The 16,916-nt window shown below is 66.3% G+C and carries 17 protein-coding genes; 6 read left to right on the top strand and 11 right to left on the bottom strand.

Annotated features, from left to right (window positions below; genetic code table 11):
• The first annotated feature begins 46 nt into the window (after positions 1–46).
• Entirely contained in the window at positions 47–946 is a 900-nt protein-coding gene (locus tag BBTA_RS00955) for a bifunctional helix-turn-helix domain-containing protein/methylated-DNA--[protein]-cysteine S-methyltransferase (protein ID WP_012040554.1), read from the top strand.
• Between the two features lie 324 nt (positions 947–1,270).
• On the opposite strand, the gene BBTA_RS00950 is transcribed toward BBTA_RS00955, so the two are convergent.
• The 8 genes from BBTA_RS00950 to dnaK all read right to left on the bottom strand — a co-directional run bounded on the left by BBTA_RS00950 (position 1,271) and on the right by dnaK (position 8,527).
• The gene (locus tag BBTA_RS00950) at positions 1,271–1,894 is read right to left on the bottom strand and encodes a 2,3-bisphosphoglycerate-dependent phosphoglycerate mutase (protein ID WP_012040553.1); all 624 of its coding nucleotides are present in this window, start codon (positions 1,892–1,894) and stop codon (positions 1,271–1,273) included.
• 24 nt (positions 1,895–1,918) lie between these two features.
• On the bottom strand, positions 1,919–2,737 hold the full coding sequence (gene dapB, locus BBTA_RS00945) for a 4-hydroxy-tetrahydrodipicolinate reductase (RefSeq protein ID WP_012040552.1): 819 nt from the start codon (positions 2,735–2,737) through the stop codon (positions 1,919–1,921).
• A gap of 93 nt (positions 2,738–2,830) precedes the next feature.
• On the bottom strand, positions 2,831–3,133 hold the full coding sequence (locus BBTA_RS00940; RefSeq protein WP_012040551.1) for a DUF1330 domain-containing protein: 303 nt from the start codon (positions 3,131–3,133) through the stop codon (positions 2,831–2,833).
• Positions 3,134–3,183: 50 nt separating this feature from the next.
• The gene (gene pyrF, locus BBTA_RS00935) at positions 3,184–3,915 is read right to left on the bottom strand and encodes an orotidine-5'-phosphate decarboxylase (RefSeq protein ID WP_012040550.1); all 732 of its coding nucleotides are present in this window, start codon (positions 3,913–3,915) and stop codon (positions 3,184–3,186) included.
• 6 nt (positions 3,916–3,921) lie between these two features.
• Positions 3,922–4,500 carry an NADPH-dependent FMN reductase gene (locus BBTA_RS00930; RefSeq protein ID WP_012040549.1) on the bottom strand — a complete coding sequence of 193 codons (579 nt, stop codon included), beginning with the start codon at positions 4,498–4,500 and terminating at the stop codon, positions 3,922–3,924.
• Between the two features lie 45 nt (positions 4,501–4,545).
• Positions 4,546–5,148 carry a class I SAM-dependent methyltransferase gene (locus BBTA_RS00925; RefSeq protein WP_012040548.1) on the bottom strand — a complete coding sequence of 201 codons (603 nt, stop codon included), beginning with the start codon at positions 5,146–5,148 and terminating at the stop codon, positions 4,546–4,548.
• Positions 5,149–5,361: 213 nt separating this feature from the next.
• Positions 5,362–6,489 (bottom strand): molecular chaperone DnaJ, encoded by a 1,128-nt coding sequence (gene dnaJ, locus BBTA_RS00920; RefSeq protein ID WP_012040547.1) that lies wholly within the window; start codon positions 6,487–6,489, stop codon positions 5,362–5,364.
• Between the two features lie 142 nt (positions 6,490–6,631).
• The gene (gene dnaK / locus BBTA_RS00915; protein WP_012040546.1) at positions 6,632–8,527 is read right to left on the bottom strand and encodes a molecular chaperone DnaK; all 1,896 of its coding nucleotides are present in this window, start codon (positions 8,525–8,527) and stop codon (positions 6,632–6,634) included.
• A 493-nt stretch (positions 8,528–9,020) separates the two neighbouring features.
• Between dnaK and BBTA_RS00910 the strand changes: the two genes are divergently transcribed.
• Entirely contained in the window at positions 9,021–9,956 is a 936-nt protein-coding gene (locus tag BBTA_RS00910; RefSeq protein ID WP_011942707.1) for a hypothetical protein, read from the top strand.
• A gap of 166 nt (positions 9,957–10,122) precedes the next feature.
• Positions 10,123–10,836, top strand: coding sequence for a bifunctional nicotinamidase/pyrazinamidase (gene pncA / locus BBTA_RS00905; protein ID WP_011942706.1), 714 nt, complete (start codon positions 10,123–10,125; stop codon positions 10,834–10,836).
• Between the two features lie 130 nt (positions 10,837–10,966).
• Here pncA and grpE read toward each other — a convergent pair whose 3' ends face one another.
• Complete coding sequence (grpE, locus tag BBTA_RS00900; protein WP_011942705.1) at positions 10,967–11,587, bottom strand: nucleotide exchange factor GrpE; 621 nt, start codon at positions 11,585–11,587, stop codon at positions 10,967–10,969.
• 132 nt (positions 11,588–11,719) lie between these two features.
• The gene (hrcA, locus tag BBTA_RS00895) at positions 11,720–12,808 is read right to left on the bottom strand and encodes a heat-inducible transcriptional repressor HrcA (RefSeq protein ID WP_011942704.1); all 1,089 of its coding nucleotides are present in this window, start codon (positions 12,806–12,808) and stop codon (positions 11,720–11,722) included.
• 174 nt (positions 12,809–12,982) lie between these two features.
• Between hrcA and rph the strand changes: the two genes are divergently transcribed.
• From rph to hemW, 3 genes are read left to right on the top strand one after another with little or no spacing between them, the layout of a single operon-like run.
• Positions 12,983–13,696: a ribonuclease PH gene (gene rph, locus BBTA_RS00890; RefSeq protein ID WP_011942703.1), complete on the top strand. Its 714-nt coding sequence runs from the start codon at positions 12,983–12,985 to the stop codon at positions 13,694–13,696.
• Positions 13,693–14,337 (top strand): RdgB/HAM1 family non-canonical purine NTP pyrophosphatase, encoded by a 645-nt coding sequence (gene rdgB / locus BBTA_RS00885; RefSeq protein WP_011942702.1) that lies wholly within the window; start codon positions 13,693–13,695, stop codon positions 14,335–14,337. Before rph ends, rdgB begins: the two co-directional genes overlap by 4 nt.
• Positions 14,324–15,481, top strand: a complete 1,158-nt coding sequence (gene hemW, locus BBTA_RS00880; RefSeq protein ID WP_011942701.1) for a radical SAM family heme chaperone HemW — start codon at positions 14,324–14,326, stop codon at positions 15,479–15,481. Before rdgB ends, hemW begins: the two co-directional genes overlap by 14 nt.
• A gap of 28 nt (positions 15,482–15,509) precedes the next feature.
• On the opposite strand, the gene BBTA_RS00875 is transcribed toward hemW, so the two are convergent.
• Entirely contained in the window at positions 15,510–16,757 is a 1,248-nt protein-coding gene (locus BBTA_RS00875) for a penicillin-binding protein activator (protein WP_011942700.1), read from the bottom strand.
• Positions 16,758–16,916 lie beyond the last annotated feature (159 nt).

Raw genomic sequence — 16,916 nt, 5'->3', positions numbered from 1 at the left:
AGAAATCGGGTGGAGTCCCCGTCCCGGCCGCCCTACATCCGGACTCATGATGACCCTTGCCATTCACGATTCCGCCCTGGCCAAGCCGGGCCCGCACCAATCGGCCGCGCTGCGCGACTACGACGCCGTGCGCCGGGCGATCGCCTTCATCTCGGAGCATTGGCGCCGGCAGCCGACCATCGAGGACATGGCCGACGCCGCCAGCCTCACGCCGGACGAGCTACACCATCTGTTCCGGCGCTGGGCCGGGCTGACGCCGAAGGCGTTCATGCAGGCGCTGACGCTCGACCACGCCAAGGGCCTGTTGAAGGGCTCGGCCAGCGTGCTCGACGCCGCGCTCGACTCTGGCCTGTCAGGCCCCGGCCGGCTGCACGACCTGTTCGTCACGCATGAAGCGATGTCCCCCGGCGAATGGAAGACCGGCGACGCCGGCACGACCTTGCGCTACGGCTTCCACCCCTGCCCGTTCGGCATGGCCCTGGTCATGGCGACCCCGCGCGGCCTCGCCGGCCTCGCCTTCGCCGACCCCGGGGAGGAGGCCTCCGCACTATCAGACATGAAGAGCCGCTGGCCCCGCGCTGCTTACATCGAGGACGTCCCCGGCACCGCCGGCCTTGCGCAACGCATCTTCGACAAGAGCCTGTGGCGCCCCGACCAGCCGCTCCGCGTCGTCCTGATCGGTACCGATTTCGAGGTCCGCGTCTGGGAGACCCTGCTCAAGATCCCGATGGGCCGCGCCGTCTGCTACTCCGACATCGCCACCCGGCTGGAGTCACCAAAAGCGTCGCGCGCGGTGGGCGCCGCCGTCGGCAAGAACCCGATCTCATTCGTGGTGCCGTGCCATCGCGCACTCGGCAAGACCGGCGCGCTGACCGGCTATCATTGGGGCCTGACGCGCAAGCAGGCGATGATCGGGTGGGAAGCCGGGCAGGTTGGGATGGGGTAGGACGGCGGCACCACGCCCTCATTGGCCGGGCTTGTCCCGGCCATCCGCGTCTTTCCGCACGCGAGGAGACATGTGGATGCCCGGGACGAGCCCGGGCATGACGAGTAACTAATTAGCAGGATGGCTTGGGGGGACGTTGCGGATGAGGCACTGCCCGTCTGGCGGCCCTCGCCCCAGCCCTCTTTCCGTGAAGAACGGGGAGAGGGGCGCAGCGTCGCTGCGGGCGACAGTGGGTCTTCAGCTGACAAGACGCATTCAACTGACGAGAAACCAACCGACAAGAAACGCGGTGGCGCGCGGAAACGGAGCGCCTTGAGTGCGCGATCAGCCCGCCAGGTCCAGCTTCGACTCCACCGTCGAATCCGCCTTCAGCCGGTAGATGATCGGTACGCCGGTGGCGAGTTCGCGCTTCAGAATGCCTTCGGGCGTGAGCTTCTCCAGCACCATGATGAGCGCGCGGAGCGAGTTGCCGTGGGCGGCGACCAAGGTGCGCTGGCCGCGGAGGACGCCGGGCAGGATCTCCTGGACGTAATAAGGCAGCGCGCGGGCCAGCGTGTCCTTGAGGCTTTCGCCGCCGGGCGGCGGGACATCGTAGGAGCGGCGCCAGACATGGACCTGCTCTTCGCCCCATTTGGCGCGGGCGTCGTCCTTGTTGAGGCCGGAGAGATCGCCATAGTCGCGCTCGTTGAGCGCGAGATTCCTGCTGGTCGGCAGGCCGGGCTGGCCGAGCTCATCCAGGATCAGCTTCAGCGTGTGCTGGGCGCGCGTCAGCTCGGAGGTGAAGGCAACATCGAAGGTCAGGCCGTGCGCTTTAAGCTTGCGGCCGGCCTCCTTGGCTTCGCTGACGCCCTGCTCGGTCAGGTCCGGATCCTTCCAGCCCGTGAACAGGTTCTTCAAATTCCACTCGCTCTGGCCGTGGCGCACCAGCACCAGGAGACGTTCGCTCATTGCTCACTGATCCACTTGGTTGGTTTAGAACAGGTCCTTGAGGCCGAGCACATCGCTCATCGTGTAGTAGCCCGGCGGCTTGCCATGCGCCCACAGCGCCGCCTTCAGCGCGCCATGGGCAAAGATCATGCGGTCCTCGGCCTGGTGCGACAGCACCAGCCGCTCCGAGGGCCCGGCGAAGATGACGCTGTGATCGCCGGCCGCGGTGCCGCCGCGCAGCGAGGCGAAGCCGATGTCGCCAGAGCGGCGCTCGCCGGTAATGCCGTCGCGGCCGCGCGCGGAATGCTGGTCGAGCACGACGCCGCGGCCCTCGGCGGCGGCGCGGCCGAGCATCAGCGCGGTGCCGGAGGGCGCATCGACCTTGTGCTTGTGATGCATCTCGAGGATCTCGATGTCGAAGCCGGCATCGAGCGATTTCGCGACCTGCTTGACCAGCGCCGACAGCAGATTGACGCCGAGGCTCATATTGCCGGACTGCACGACGATGGCGCGCTTGGTGACGCTCTTGATCACGGCATCGTCGGAAGCCGACAGGCCGGTGGTGCCGATGATGTGGGCGATGCCGCGTTCGGCCGCGATCGCGACATTGGCGATCGTCGCCGCCGGCACGGTAAAGTCGAGGATGCCGTCGGCTTCGGCCGACATGGTCCAGAGGTCGCCCGACAGCTTGATACCGTTGGCGGGAAGGCCGGCGAGCACGCCGGCATCCTTGCCGATCAGCTCCGACCCCGGGGCTTCGAGCGCACCGGCCAGTTCCGCGCCGTCGCTGTCGGCGATCGCCCGCACCAGCGCGCGCCCCATGCGGCCGCCGGCCCCGGCAACGATCAAGCGCATCTTTGACATGTCAGTTCCTCCGCCGGATCAGGGCTATAGCCGGGGCTGACAGCGCGGGCAACCGAGCCCGGCGCGGAGCAGCCCCAGCCCCCGCGCAACAGGTCAGGGCTGCGGGCCGTCATAGCCCTCGATGATGACCAGGTCGCCTTCCGAGTGCGGCGAACGCATCGCGACCAGACGCTGGTATTCCGGGGAATTGTAGCACGCGAGCGCGGTCTCGTAGTCCTTGAACTCGATCACGACGTTGCGCGACCGCGAGGTGCCTTCCTTGGTCTCGTACTGACCGCCGCGGACCAGGAACCTGGCACCGTACTGATGGAACACGGCGCCGTTCTGCGCGACATAGTCCTTGTAGCCATCCATGTTGTGCACGTCGATCCGCGCGATCCAATAGGCCTTGGCCATCCCTGTGGTCTCCTTGTTATGAGGCGGTCCTGCTTAGGTTCGATTGGTCTTTACGTGCGATTGGTCTTGCCGACCAGCGCGAGGGCGCTGGCGATATCGGCGACGATGCTTTCGGCGGCGGCCGCCGGATCGGCGGCGCCGGTCACCGGACGGCCGACGACGAGACGATCGGCCCCACCGGCGATCGCCAGCGCCGGCGTCATGATGCGCTTCTGATCACCAACGTCGGATCCCGCCGGGCGGATCCCGGGGGTCACGAGCTGCATGTCAGGTCCCACGAGCGGGCGCACCAGCTGGGTCTCCTCCGGCGACAGGATCAGGCCGTGGATGCCGATCTGCTTGGCCTGCACCGCGCGGCGGGCGACCAGCTCCTTGACGCCCATGGCGTAGCCGGCCGCGGCGAGGTCGGCATCGTCGTAAGAGGTCATGACGGTGACGGCGAGCAGCTCGAGGGGGGAGCCGGCGGCACCGGCGAGCGCGGCGGTCATGCTCTGCGAAAAGCCGTGCACGGTGAGGAAGCGGGCGCCGAGCCGGGCGATCTGGCGGGTGGCGCGTTCGACCGTGTTCGGGATGTCGTGCAGCTTGAGGTCCATGAACACCTGCTTGCCGTCGGCCGCAAGGCGTTCGGCGAGCCCAAGACCGCCGGCATAGGTCAGCTCCATGCCGATCTTGTAGAACGTCACGGCATCGCCGAGCCGTGTGATCATGGCTTCGGCTTCCGCCACGCCCGGCAGGTCGAGCGCCACGATCAGACGGTCGCGCGGGGCAATCTCGGTCGGCATGTCACCTCACATCGTATGTTGCGCCAGATCGATCAGCTGCCGCACCAACGCATCGAGCGCGGCGATGTCGGCCGGCAGCCTGAGCCGATCCATGTCGTTATAGGCCTTGTCGGCGAAGGCCAGCGCGAGCTGGCTCGGGATGACCTGTGCGTCGCAGGCCGTCAGCATCAGCCGCAACGCCGCCAGCGCACGGACACCGCCGAAACGGTGTTCGGAGGCCGCGGCGATCGCGAACGGGCGGGTGCGGAACACCCGGCCACGGGCTTCCGGTGGCTCCTCCACGCGCGACAGCCAGGCCAGGGCATTGCTGAGCAGCGGCGGCGGGGCAGCGTTGTATTCGGGGGTCACCAGCAGAACCCCGTGATGGACCGCGATCATGCGCTTCAGATTGACCGCCTCGCGCGGCACGCCCGATCTCGCCTCGTGGTCGGCATCGTAGATCGGCAGCGGATAATCGGCCAGCGAGATGCGCGTCACGTCGGCGCCGGCCTGCACGAACTGATAGGCGGCGACTGCGGCGAGCTTGACATTGTGCGAGCCGGCCCGCGTCGAGCCGGGGATGATCAGGATTTTCAGGGCGGACATCGTGCGGCCGGACGGCGACCCGCCACGATGAGCCGCGGCTGCCGGTCAGGGCTTGCGATACACCCAGACGCGCGCGGGCGGAAGGTTCATCCAGATCCGCTCAGAGGCTTCGGTCGTGACGCCCGGCAGCGACTTCGGGATCGGCGGCACCACCGAATAGGTGAACTGCACGAACGGCGCGTTGGGCGCCATCGCCGCGAACGCATCGCGCACCAGCTTCATGCGGGTCAGCATCGGCTTGGTGACCAGCGGCAAGCCGGAGACGACGGCCGAAGCCGGCATGCCCAGAACGTTCCAGAGCGTGTCGCGAAGCCGGTAGGCATCGCCCTGAACGACCTTCGCCTGCGGATAGCGGTCGCGCAGCAGCGCACAGAAGCCCGGATTATATTCGACCAGAACCAGCCGCTTCTGGTCGATGCCGTGCTGAACCAGCGCATTGGTGATCGCGCCCGTGCCCGGCCCGAGTTCGATGACCGGTCCGGTGCCATGAGGATCGACATATTGCGCCATGGTGCGGGCCAGCAGCCGACCCGACGGCATGACGGCACCCATGTGCAGCGGCTTTTCGATCCATGAGCGGAGGAATCGCACCTCGTCGTCGAGACGAAGAGGTTTTTTCGACGCACGCACGGACGTTTGCAGGGGCATCTCAGTACCGGACGGGACCGTTTTCACGGCGATGTCAGAAAAGAGTCACAAAGACGTATAGGTCGCGGGCGGGGCGGTCAAGCCGAACCGTAACGCACGATTAAGGCTCGCGCTCCGCCCTCTTACAGAGGCATTCGATAATTTTTTGCATGTGCAGAGCAGCAAAGTCACACGACGCCCGCGCGCAAGCGCGGCGTCGCGTGAGGGCACGACTCAGCTCGCCGCCTTGCCGAAGAAATCCTTGACCTTGGTGAAGAAGCCGGCGGCCTCGGGCTGGGTTGCGCCGGACGACAGCTTCTCGAACTCGGCCAGCAGCTCCTGCTGCTTCTTGGTCAGGTTCTGCGGCGTCTCCACGACGATCTGGACATACATGTCGCCGGTCTGGCGTGAGCGCAGCACCGGCATGCCCTTGGAGGCGATCCGGAACCGGCGCCCGGATTGCGCACCGGCGGGAATCTTGACCTTGGTCTTGCCCTTGTCGATCGTCGGCACCTCGAACTCACCGCCGAGCGCCGCAGTCACCATCGAGATCGGCACCCGGCAATGCAGGTCGGCGCCATCGCGCTGGAAGAATTCGTGCTGAGACAGCGACAGGAAGATGTAGAGGTCGCCCGGCGGCCCACCGCGCAAGCCGGCCTCGCCTTCGCCGGCGAGACGGATGCGGGTGCCGTCCTCGACGCCCTGGGGAATGTTGACCGACAGCGTGCGATCACGCGTGACCCGGCCGGAGCCGGAGCATGACGGGCAGGGATCCTCGATCATCTGGCCGCGGCCGTGACAGCCGGGACAGGTGCGCTCCAGCGTGAAGAAGCCCTGCGCCTGCCGCACGCGGCCGGCGCCGCCGCACATCGCACAGGTCTTCGGCTTGGTGCCGGCCTTGGCGCCGGTGCCGGAACAGGACTCGCAGGTCACCGAGACCGGAATCTCGATCTGGGCCGTCTTGCCCTGGAAGGCCTCTTCGAGGGTGATCTCCATGTTGTAGCGGAGATCGGCACCGCGCTCGCGACCGGTGCCGCCGCGGCGCTGTCCGGCCATGCCGAACAGGTCTTCGAAAATATCGGAGAACGAGGACGCAAAGCCGGCGCCGAAGCCGTGCGGACCACCGGCGCCCTGCTCGAACGCGGCATGGCCATAGCGGTCATAGGCGGCGCGCTTGTCGGCGTCGCGCAACACCTCATAGGCCTCGTTGATTTCCTTGAATTTGACTTCACTGGAGGCATCGCCCGGATTCTTGTCCGGATGCCATTTCATGGCCAGCTTGCGGAAGGCGGCCTTGAGCTTGGTCTCGTCGGCGTCGCGTTCGACTTCCAGGGTCTCGTAATAGCAGCGCTTGGTGGACATCAATCAAACCCGCCCGAACATGGTCAGACCTGAACGGCTCGCGCGATCGCCGCGCGCCAGTTCAATGAAAATGACCCCCATCCAACGAGACGCAGGCTGCGCTCTTTGGCGTGGGGGTCATGGCTGTCGCCTCTACCGTCGTTTAAGCAGATTTCTTCTTGTCGTCGTCGACCTCGGTGAACTCCGCGTCGACAACGTCATCCTTGGCGGCATCGCGGGCCGCGTCGCTCTCGGCCTGCTGCTTGTACATGGCCTCGCCGAGCTTCATCGACGCCTGGGCCAAGGTGTTGGTCTTGGCCTTGATGGCCTCGGCATCGTCGCCCTTCAGCGCTTCCTTCAGATCGCTGACAGCGTCCTCGATGGCACGGCGCTCGGTGTCGGCGACCTTCGAGCCATGCTCGGCCAGTGCCTTCTCCGTGGAGTGCACCAGCGCGTCGGCATGGTTCTTGGCGTCGACCGCCTCGCGGCGTTTCTTGTCCGCCGCGGCATTCGCTTCGGCGTCCTTGACCATCTTGTCGATGTCGGCCTCCGACAGACCACCCGAGGCCTGGATGCGGATCTGCTGCTCCTTGCCGGTGGCCTTGTCCTTGGCCGAGACGTTGACGATGCCGTTGGCGTCGATGTCGAACGTCACCTCGATCTGCGGCATGCCGCGCGGGGCCGGCGGAATGCCCATCAGGTCGAACTGACCGAGCATCTTGTTGTCGGCCGCCATTTCGCGCTCACCCTGGAAGACCCGGATGGTCACCGCGTTCTGATTGTCCTCGGCGGTCGAGAACACCTGGCTCTTCTTGGTCGGGATCGTGGTGTTACGGTCGATGATGCGGGTGAACACGCCGCCCAAGGTCTCGATGCCCAGCGACAACGGGGTCACGTCGAGCAGCAGCACGTCCTTGACGTCGCCCTGCAGCACGCCGGCCTGGATCGCCGCACCGATCGCCACCACCTCGTCGGGGTTGACGCCCTTGTGCGGCTCCTTGCCGAAGAACTGCTTCACCATCTCCTGGATCTTCGGCATGCGGGTCATGCCGCCGACCAGCACCACTTCGCCGATCTCGCCGGCGGTCAGGCCGGCATCCTTCAGCGCCTTGCGGCACGGCTCGATGGTCTTCTCGACGAGGTCGGCCACCAGCGCCTCGAACTTGGCGCGGGTCAGCTTCATCGTCAGATGCTTCGGACCGGACTGGTCCGCGGTGATGAAGGGCAGGTTGATCTCGGTCTGCGTGGTCGACGACAGCTCGATCTTCGCCTTCTCGGCAGCTTCCTTCAGGCGCTGCAGAGCGAGCTTGTCGTTGCGCAGGTTGATGCCCTGCTCCTTCTGGAATTCGTCGGCGAGGTAGCTGACCAGACGCATGTCGAAGTCTTCACCACCGAGGAAGGTGTCGCCATTGGTCGACTTCACCTCGAACACGCCGTCGCCGATCTCCAGGATCGAGACGTCGAAGGTGCCGCCGCCCAGGTCGTACACGGCAATCGTACCGGCCTTGGTCTTGTCGAGGCCGTAGGCCAGCGCCGCCGCGGTCGGCTCATTGATGATGCGCAACACCTCGAGGCCCGCGATCTTGCCGGCATCCTTGGTGGCCTGGCGCTGGGCGTCGTTGAAATAAGCGGGGACGGTGATGACGGCCTGATCGACCTTCTGGCCGAGATGGGCTTCCGCGGTCTCCTTCATCTTCTGCAGGATGAAGGCGGAGACCTGCGAGGGCGAATAGGTCTTGCCGTCGGCCTCGACCCAGGCGTCGCCGTTGCCGGCCTTGACGATCTTGTAGGGGACGAGCTTCTTGTCCTTCTCGACCATCGGGTCGTCGTAGCGGCGCCCGATCAGGCGCTTGACCGCGAAGAAGGTCCGCTCGGGGTTGGTCACGGCCTGGCGCTTGGCCGGCTGACCGACCAGACGTTCGCCATCGTCACTGAACGCGACGATCGACGGCGTGGTGCGCATGCCCTCGGCATTCTCGATGACCTTCGACGATTTGCCGTCCATAACGGCCACGCACGAATTCGTGGTGCCGAGATCGATCCCGATGACCTTTCCCATGGTCTCATATCCTTCTTTTTGCGGCAGGTTGGGTGGGGCCCTGACGGCGCCCCCATCCAAAACCCCCTCAGATCAAATGCTCGCGATATTGCGACGATGAGCGTCATATAGGAGGGGGTGACTGACCCGCAAGGACCGGACAGGACCCTGGCACGCGGAAAAACCGCGGATTTTTGCCCGCTGCGCGAAAGCGCCGGCCGGCGGCGCCCAACGGTATCTCAACCGGACCTTTGCATCGCGCCGCGCCCGTTTCCGAGCCTGATCCGCAGCGCCGCCGCAAAGGCGCCATATCGGCTGGCGCGGCGACCGCGTCGAATCATCCTTAGCGAAGTCATAATCGGAGCGACCGTCGCCGGCACCGGAACTTCTGGTCGCAGCCAATCGGTCTGTTGCTGGCTTGGCAAACCCGCTAAAAGGCGTGCCGTCCTATGGCGACCGTACGGGGGCTGCGGCCGGCCGCATGCCCTGGGTTTGTGAACGAGGCTGCTTCTTCATGATGTTCTCCCGACTTCTCGCCGCGGCCGTCGTTTCGCTGTCGCTGCTCGGCCCGGTATCGGCTGCGGACGCGATTTTCCCGCCGGGCGTCCGGATCGGACTGGCGCCCCTGGTCGGCCTCACCAAGGCCAAGACCTTCCCCGGCTTCGAGACCGAGGATCAGAGCGTCAAGGTGCTGCTGACCGAGCTGCCGGCAGCAGCCTATGGCGAGGTCAAGAATGCGTTCACGGCGAATCCCGGGGGCACCGGCAACATCAAGCCGGAAAGCATTGAGACGGCTGCAGGGACGGCCTACTACACAGTCGAGAACGGCCGCGACGGTGCCGCCGCAGTGCGGCGCTACTCGATGATCCTGCCCGGCACCGGCTTCTCCGGTTACGTCGCGGTGCAGGTCCCGGAGACGGCGAGCAAGATCTACACGGATGATGCCGTGCGCCAGATGTTCGCCACCGCGGTGGTTCGCAAGGACGTCCCGGTGGACGAGCAATTGTCGACCATGCCGTTCAAGGTGACCGAGCTCTCCGGATTCAAGACCGTGCGCACGCTCGGACCGGGCGCGCTGCTCCTCGCCGACGGCGAAGAGGACAAGGGCATTGAAGCAGCGCCCTTCGTGGTGATCGGGCTTGTGGCCGGGGCAACACCGGAGGCCGGCGACCGGGGCCGTATCGCGCAGCAGGCCGCGACGACCATTCCCGGCGTTCGCGAAGCCCACATCACGATGTCGGAGCCCATTCGGATCGACGGGCTGCCAGCCTATGAGACCCGCGTCGACGCCGTCAGCGGCAAGGACAACACGCCCGTCACCGTCGTTCAATGGTTGCGCTTCGGCGGGCCGAACACGCTGCGGATCATCGGCAGCGCCCCGCGAGACCAATGGTCAACAGCGTTCCCGCGCTTCCGCGCGGTGCGGGATGGCATCCAGCCGAGGGGCTGAGCGCGCCGCCCGGCCCGATCGAATTGTTGCCAGCTCTGCCGGCAATCTGAGGTAACCTGAAGCCCGCGCGCCAAGCGCCGATGCCGCCGCCTCCTTTGCGATCGCGCGTTCCGCGCGTTGATGAGGAGGTGCCGCGGCCTGAGATCAATCAGGGGAGGAAGGTTACATGGACAGACGAGGGATTTTGGCCGGTCTCGGTGCGACGGCGCTGATGTCAGCGCTTCCCGCCCGCGGCTGGGCAGCGGCATCAATCAAGCCGGACGAGACATCGGCGCTGCTCGTGATCGACGTGCAGAATTTTTTCCTGCCCGGCGGCAGCCTCGCCGTAAAGGACGGCGAGCAGGTCGTTCCGATCATCAACCGGATCGCGAAGGCCTTCAGCAATGTAGTTCTGACGCAGGACTGGCACACGCCTGCGCACGTCTCTTTCGCTTCCAGCCACGCCGGAAAGAAGCCATTCGAGCTGGTCGACCTCGCTTACGGCAAGCAGGTGCTGTGGCCGGACCATTGCGTGCAGGGCACCGAGGGAGCGGCGCTCTCCAAGGATCTCGCGATCCCGCAGGCCGAGCTCATCATCCGCAAGGGCTTTCACAACGCGGTCGACAGCTACTCGGCTTTCACCGAGGCCGATGGCAAGACCACCACGGGTCTCGCCGCCTATCTGCAGGCGCGTGGCATCACCCGCGTCTTCGTTGCCGGACTGGCGACCGATTTCTGCGTCGCCTGGACTGCGCTCGATGCCCGCAAGGCAGGACTGGAGACTTATGTCGTCGAGGACGCCTGCCGCGGCATCGACACCCAGGGGTCGCTGGCCAAGGCATGGACCGACATGGCGGCGGCCGGCGTCAAGCGGATCAGTTCCGAGGATATCGCGGCATAGTCCGGTGCGCCGCGACACGGCTTGACAGCACGCGCCACCAACTAGAACTAAGAAAGCCACTTAAAAAATGAAAAAGGCCACGAGCTGACGGCTCGTGGCCTTCTGCTTGTCTTGGACTTGGGCGCCGCCGTCAGGCCGCGTTGTTGGGCTGATCGTTGTTCGCAGCGGGCGCCGGCTTGGCGCCGCCCTTGGACACGCCGACCAGCGCCGGGCGCAGCACGCGCTCGCCGATCATGAAACCGGCCTGTACGACCTGCACCACCGTGCCCGACGGCACCGAGGCATCGGGGACCTCATACATTGCCTGTTGGAAGTTCGGGTCGAACTTCTGTCCGGTCGGATCGAATTTCTTGACGCCGTTCTTCTCCAGCGTGTTGAGCAGCGAGCGCTCGGTCAGCTCGACGCCTTCGATCAGCGCCTTGAGGCCGGGATCGGCATTGGCCCGCGTCTCGGCCGGCACGGCATCGAGTGCACGCTGCAGATTGTCGGCAATATCGAGCACGTCGCGCGCGAAGCCGGTGATGCCGTAGATGCGCGCATCGGCAACCTCACGGGCCGTGCGCTTGCGCAGATTCTCCATCTCCGCCAGCGTGCGCAGCATCTTGTCGCGCGCGTCGGCGGCTTCCTTGGCCAGTGCCTCTGCTGAGCCGGTCTCGGGGTCGTCGGGCATGATATAGGGTTTGGAGACGACGGGTTCGCTGGCCTGCGCCGGGTTTTCCGGATCGTTTTTATGCAGGTCGGGATCGGTCATGGACAGACTTCTCGCAAGTTCGGCTGAACGGGTTTTCTGGATGTCGGGCGGGATATCGTGCTTTAGTCAGCGAAAATCAAGCGCGGGCTCGCGGCTCCACGCGATCGCAGGGTTAACCGGACCGATCGCGCATCAGCCACCGAGCAGCCGGCTGACCAGGCGCGCCGCATAATCGACCGTCGGTATCACGCGGGCATAGTTCAGCCGGGTCGGACCGATCACGCCGAGCACACCGACAATGCGGCCGGTGGCGTCGGAATAAGGCGACACGATCGTCGAGGAGCCCGACAGCGAAAACAGCTTGTTCTCCGAGCCGATGAAGATGCGGACGCCGTCGGCATTCTCGGCGCGCCCCAGGAGGTCGACGACGCCGCGCTTGGTCTCGAGATCGTCGAACAGCCGCCTGACCCGTTCGAGATCTTCGAGCGCGTGGAGATCCTCGAGCAGATTGGCATGGCCGCGCACGATCAACTGGCGATCGTCGCTGTCGCCGCCCGACCAGCTCGCGACACCGGCCGCAATCACCTTCTGCGTCAGCTGATCGAGCTCGGCGCGATCGTGCGCCAGCGCGGTCTCGAGCTCGAGCCGCGCTTCCGCCAGGGTGCGTCCCCTGATCCGGGCATTGAGGAAGTTGGAGGCCTCGGTGAGCGCCGAGGATGGCACGCCGGGCGGCAATGCCAGCACGCGATTTTCGACTTGGCCGTCCTCGCCGACCAGCACCACCAGCGCCCGCTCCGGCTCCAGCCGCACGAACTCGATATGCTTGAGCCGGGTGTTGGATTTCGCGGTCAGGACCACGGCCGCGGCACGGGTCAGGCCCGATAGCCGCGTCAGCGCCTCGTCGAGGGCAGCTTCCACCGACTGCGCCCGTCCGACGGACGCGAGCTGACTCTGGATCGATTGCCGCTCCGCCTCGGTCATGTCGCCGACCTGCATCAGGGCGTCGACAAAGAAGCGGAGCCCCGCCTCGGTCGGCAAACGGCCGGCAGAGGTATGCGGCGCATAGATCAGGCCGAGCTGCTCCAGGTCAGCCATCACGTTGCGCACCGACGCAGGCGACAGCGGAACCGCGATCAGACGCGAGATATTGCGCGAGCCGACCGGCTCGCCGGTCGCCAGATAGCTTTCGACGATCTGGCGAAAAATCTCGCGCGAGCGCTCATTGAGCTGCGCGAGCCCCGCCGGCGGTGTCATCAGGTTGATCGGATCGTGGTGGGCCACCAGAGACTCTCCTCCCCAGTTGCCTATAATGTGTCCATGCGGCGGCTCGGTGGCAAGCTGGTCTTGAGCAGGGGCCCCCTGGCGTGATCCCCCCCTGATAAGCCCTTGCCGCTGCCGGCCCCGGCTCCTACAAGGCCATTCAACACCCGTCTTTGCCCTGCCACGGAGAGAATCATGCGGCCGAGCCGCCGTGCACCGGATGAATTGCGGCCCGTGAGCCTGGAACGGGGCGTCGTCAAATACGCCGAGGGCTCCTGCCTGGTGAAGTTCGGCGACACCCATGTGCTGGTCACCGCCACGCTGGAGGACCGGCTGCCGCCATGGCTGAAGGGCCAGGGCCGCGGCTGGATCACGGCCGAATACGGCATGCTGCCGCGCGCCACCCTGGAACGGACCCGGCGGGAGGCCTCCGCAGGCAAGCAGACCGGCCGCACGGTCGAGATCCAGCGTCTGATCGGCCGCTCGCTGCGCACGGCGATCGACCTGGAGGCGCTCGGCGAGCGCCAAATCACGGTCGATTGCGACGTGCTGCAGGCCGATGGCGGCACCCGCACGGCGTCGATCACCGGGGCCTGGGTCGCGCTCGCCGACTGCATCAAATGGATGAAGACCCGCAATATGCTGAAGACCGAGGTCTTGCGCGCCAATGTCGCCGCGATCTCCTGCGGCATCTACAACGGCACGCCAGTGCTCGACCTCGACTACGCCGAGGATTCCGAGGCCGAGACCGACGCCAATTTCGTCATGACCGGCGATGGCCGCATCATCGAGGTGCAGGGCACGGCGGAAAAGACCCCATTCACCGAGGCCGAGTTCCTGGCGCTGATGGCGCTGGCGCGCAAGGGCGTGGCCCGGCTGGTCGATCTACAGAAGATGGCGGTCGCGTGAGCAGCAGCCATCGCAAGCTCAGCGGTCGCATCGTCATCGCGACCCACAATCCCGGCAAGCTGGCCGAGATGCGCGAGCTGCTGGCCCCCTACGGCGTCGAGGCCGTATCGGCCGGCGAACTCAGCCTCGGCGAGCCGGACGAGACCGGCGAGACATTCCAGGCCAATGCACGAATCAAGGCCGTGGCCGCCGCGGACGCCGCGCAGTTGCCGGCCTTTGCCGATGATTCCGGCATCGTCGTCCATGCACTGGACGGCGCGCCGGGCATCTACTCGGCCCGCTGGGCCGGGCCGGACAAGGATTTCACGGCGGCGATGACCCGGATCGAGCGTCTGCTGCAGGAGCGCGGTGCGACCGGACCGGACAAGCGCGGCGCGCATTTCGTCTCGGCGCTGTGCGTCGCCTGGCCGGACGGGCATGTCGAGGAGGTCGAGGCGCGCGTCGACGGCACCTTGGTATGGCCGCCGCGCGGCTCCGCCGGCTTCGGCTACGACCCGATGTTTCTGCCCGAAGGACATGATCGCACCTTCGGCGAGATGACGAGTCTCGAGAAGCACGGCCTGCCGCCGCTCGGCCTCGGCCTGTCGCACCGGGCCCGCGCTTTCGTGAAGCTCGCGGAGATCTGCCTTGACCAGCGCTGAGAACGAAGCGTTCGGCGTCTATGTGCACTGGCCGTTCTGCCTGTCGAAATGTCCGTATTGCGACTTCAACAGCCACGTCCGCCACACAGCCATCGACCAGGACCGCTTTGCCCGCGCCTTCGCCAGGGAAATCGAGACCACCGCCGCGCGCATCGGCGCGCGCACCGTCTCCTCGATCTTTCTCGGCGGCGGCACGCCGTCGCTGATGCAGCCGCAGACCGTCGGCGCCATTCTCGATGCGATCGGCAAGCACTGGCACGTCGCTTCGGATGTCGAGGTTTCGCTGGAGGCCAATCCAACCAGCGTCGAGGCGACCCGCTTTGCCGGCTATCGCACCGCCGGCGTCAACCGCGTGTCACTCGGTGTTCAGGCGATGGACGACGCCTCGCTGAAAATGCTGGGCCGCCTGCACACCGCCGAAGAAGCCATGAAGGCGGTGGCCATCGCGCGGCAAGCTTTCACGCGCTATTCGTTCGACCTGATCTATGCCCGGCCTGACCAGACGCCGGCGATGTGGACCGAGGAATTGACGCGCGCCATCGGCGAGGCGGCCGAGCATCTGTCGCTGTATCAGCTGACGATCGAGGAGGGCACGCCGTTCTTCGGCCTGCACGCCGCCGGCAAGCTGAAGACCCCCGACGAAGGTCTGGCGCGCACGCTCTACGATGTGACGCAGGAGGTCTGTGCGCGTCACGGCCTGCCGGCCTATGAGATCTCCAATCATGCGCGGCCGGGCGCGGAGTGCCGGCACAATCTCGTCTATTGGCGCGGCCAGGAATATGCCGGCATCGGTCCCGGCGCCCACGGCCGGCTCGATATCGACGGCATCCGGCACGCCATCGCGACCGACAAGCGGCCGGAAGCCTGGTTGATGCGGGTTGAATCCAACGGTCATGGCGTGATGACCGACGACGAGCTCAACCGCGAGGAGCGCGCCGACGAATTCCTGCTGATGGGGCTGCGGCTCGCCGAGGGCATCGACCCGAAGCGCTATGCCGCGATCTCCGGACGGCCGCTCGACCCGCGCCGCATCGCGCTGCTGCGCGAGGAGGGCGCGATCATCGTCGATGGAGACGGTCGCCTGCGGGTGACGCAGGACGGCTTTCCGGTGCTCGATGCCGTCGTGGCCGATCTCGCCGCCTGACGCTGCGCGCTTTTGTGTGGCGTTGAAGCTATGTGGCGTTAAAGCTCTTGGGCGCACCGGCGACAGCCTGCCCGCCCCCTGAGCCGACGCGCATGACCGCGAGCCCGCGCTCGTTGGTGCCGTCGCTGCGGAAACGAAACAACCCGTCGATGCCGGCAAAGCCGGACGCGTTGGTCAGCACGTCTGGCGCGAAACGCTGCGCGCCTTGCGTTCGCGCCAGCGCCGCGACGAGGGCGACCGCATCATAAGCCAGAGTCGCTGTCCGGACGGGATCGCCGCCGAACCGCGTGCGATAGCGTCCCGCAAACGCGCGGAAGCCTGCGGGATCGGGCGCCGCGTAAAGGCCGCCCTGGAGACTGGCGCTGTTGTAGACCCGCGGATTATCCCACAGCCCGGTGCCGAGCAGCTGGATGTTGCGCAGATTGGCCCCCGCCGCCGTCAGCGCATCCGCCGTCGCAACTACCGAATCGCCGTCGTCCGCCAGCAACAGCGCGTCGGCACCGCCGAGCGACTGCGCCACGGTGCGCGCCGCCGTGTTGCGATCGCCGCTATATTTCTCGAAGGCCACGATCCGGCCGCCGCGCCGGCTGACCGCCGTCTTGAACGCACCTTCGACCACCGTGCCATAGGCGTTGTCGGGCAGCAGCGCCGCGAAGGAGCGCTTACCGACACTCGCCGAATAATCCACGATACGGATCGCGTCGGACTCCGGCAGGAAGCTCAGCAGGTACACGCCACGACCGGCGACGCTCGAATCGGTGGAAAAGGCGATCACCGAGATGTTGCGCGTGCGCGCGACCTGGGCGGTCGCTGGCACCGAGCCGGCGAACAGCGGACCGAGAATGATCTCGGCGCCCTCGTCGCAGGCCTGCTGTGCGCCCTGTTGCGCGCCTTGCGGACTGCCGGCGTCATCCTTGATCAACAGCTGGATATTGGGGTTCTGGAACTCGGCCAGCGCCATCTCGGCGGCGTTCTTCATCGACTGCGCCGCGATGCCCGCATTGCCCGAGGCCGACAAGGGCAGCAGCAGCCCGACCTTGACTTGGCCGTTTCCGGCTACCGCCGGTTGTAGCGGTGGCCCGGAGGGGCCGGTCGGTTGCTCGAACGGGTTGGGGATGCTCATGCCCTGCTGCACGCCCGAGCAGGCCGACAACAGCGGCGCGCCGACGATCAGGCCCAGCGCCGTTCGTCGGGCAACCCCATGCGAGTCCGGGCCGTGAGACTTGAGGCCGAAAGACCTGGGACCGTGAGACTTGGGATGACGCGGGCCCACCATGGCATCTCTTCGTTCGGCCGAGACGGCCAGAAGTTCCTTTATCGCACGCCCGTCGGGTCGCACTGATTCAGTCATATTGTCGATGAATAGTTAAGCAAAACAAAAGGCTGTCAGGGCCACACAGCCAATCAATTCGACGTTTTGCACGGCATATCCCCC

Source organism: Bradyrhizobium sp. BTAi1, assembly GCF_000015165.1.
GTDB classification, from domain to species: domain Bacteria; phylum Pseudomonadota; class Alphaproteobacteria; order Rhizobiales; family Xanthobacteraceae; genus Bradyrhizobium; species Bradyrhizobium denitrificans.
Note: the sequence above shows the minus strand (reverse complement) of the source record. Positions and strands in the feature narration are given on the sequence as shown.

What these genes read in the sequence shown, in the direction of transcription:
- BBTA_RS00955 (WP_012040554.1), top strand. Translation starts at nt 47, where the DNA reads ATGATGACCCTTGCCATTCACGATTCCGCCCTGGCCAAGCCGGGCCCG.
- BBTA_RS00950 (WP_012040553.1), bottom strand. Translation starts at nt 1,894, where the DNA reads ATGAGCGAACGTCTCCTGGTGCTGGTGCGCCACGGCCAGAGCGAGTGG.
- dapB (WP_012040552.1), bottom strand. Translation starts at nt 2,737, where the DNA reads ATGTCAAAGATGCGCTTGATCGTTGCCGGGGCCGGCGGCCGCATGGGG.
- BBTA_RS00940 (WP_012040551.1), bottom strand. Translation starts at nt 3,133, where the DNA reads ATGGCCAAGGCCTATTGGATCGCGCGGATCGACGTGCACAACATGGAT.
- pyrF (WP_012040550.1), bottom strand. Translation starts at nt 3,915, where the DNA reads ATGCCGACCGAGATTGCCCCGCGCGACCGTCTGATCGTGGCGCTCGAC.
- BBTA_RS00930 (WP_012040549.1), bottom strand. Translation starts at nt 4,500, where the DNA reads ATGTCCGCCCTGAAAATCCTGATCATCCCCGGCTCGACGCGGGCCGGC.
- BBTA_RS00925 (WP_012040548.1), bottom strand. Translation starts at nt 5,148, where the DNA reads ATGCCCCTGCAAACGTCCGTGCGTGCGTCGAAAAAACCTCTTCGTCTC.
- dnaJ (WP_012040547.1), bottom strand. Translation starts at nt 6,489, where the DNA reads ATGTCCACCAAGCGCTGCTATTACGAGACCCTGGAAGTCGAACGCGAC.
- dnaK (WP_012040546.1), bottom strand. Translation starts at nt 8,527, where the DNA reads ATGGGAAAGGTCATCGGGATCGATCTCGGCACCACGAATTCGTGCGTG.
- BBTA_RS00910 (WP_011942707.1), top strand. Translation starts at nt 9,021, where the DNA reads ATGATGTTCTCCCGACTTCTCGCCGCGGCCGTCGTTTCGCTGTCGCTG.
- pncA (WP_011942706.1), top strand. Translation starts at nt 10,123, where the DNA reads ATGGACAGACGAGGGATTTTGGCCGGTCTCGGTGCGACGGCGCTGATG.
- grpE (WP_011942705.1), bottom strand. Translation starts at nt 11,587, where the DNA reads ATGACCGATCCCGACCTGCATAAAAACGATCCGGAAAACCCGGCGCAG.
- rph (WP_011942703.1), top strand. Translation starts at nt 12,983, where the DNA reads ATGCGGCCGAGCCGCCGTGCACCGGATGAATTGCGGCCCGTGAGCCTG.
- BBTA_RS00875 (WP_011942700.1), bottom strand. Translation starts at nt 16,757, where the DNA reads ATGGTGGGCCCGCGTCATCCCAAGTCTCACGGTCCCAGGTCTTTCGGC.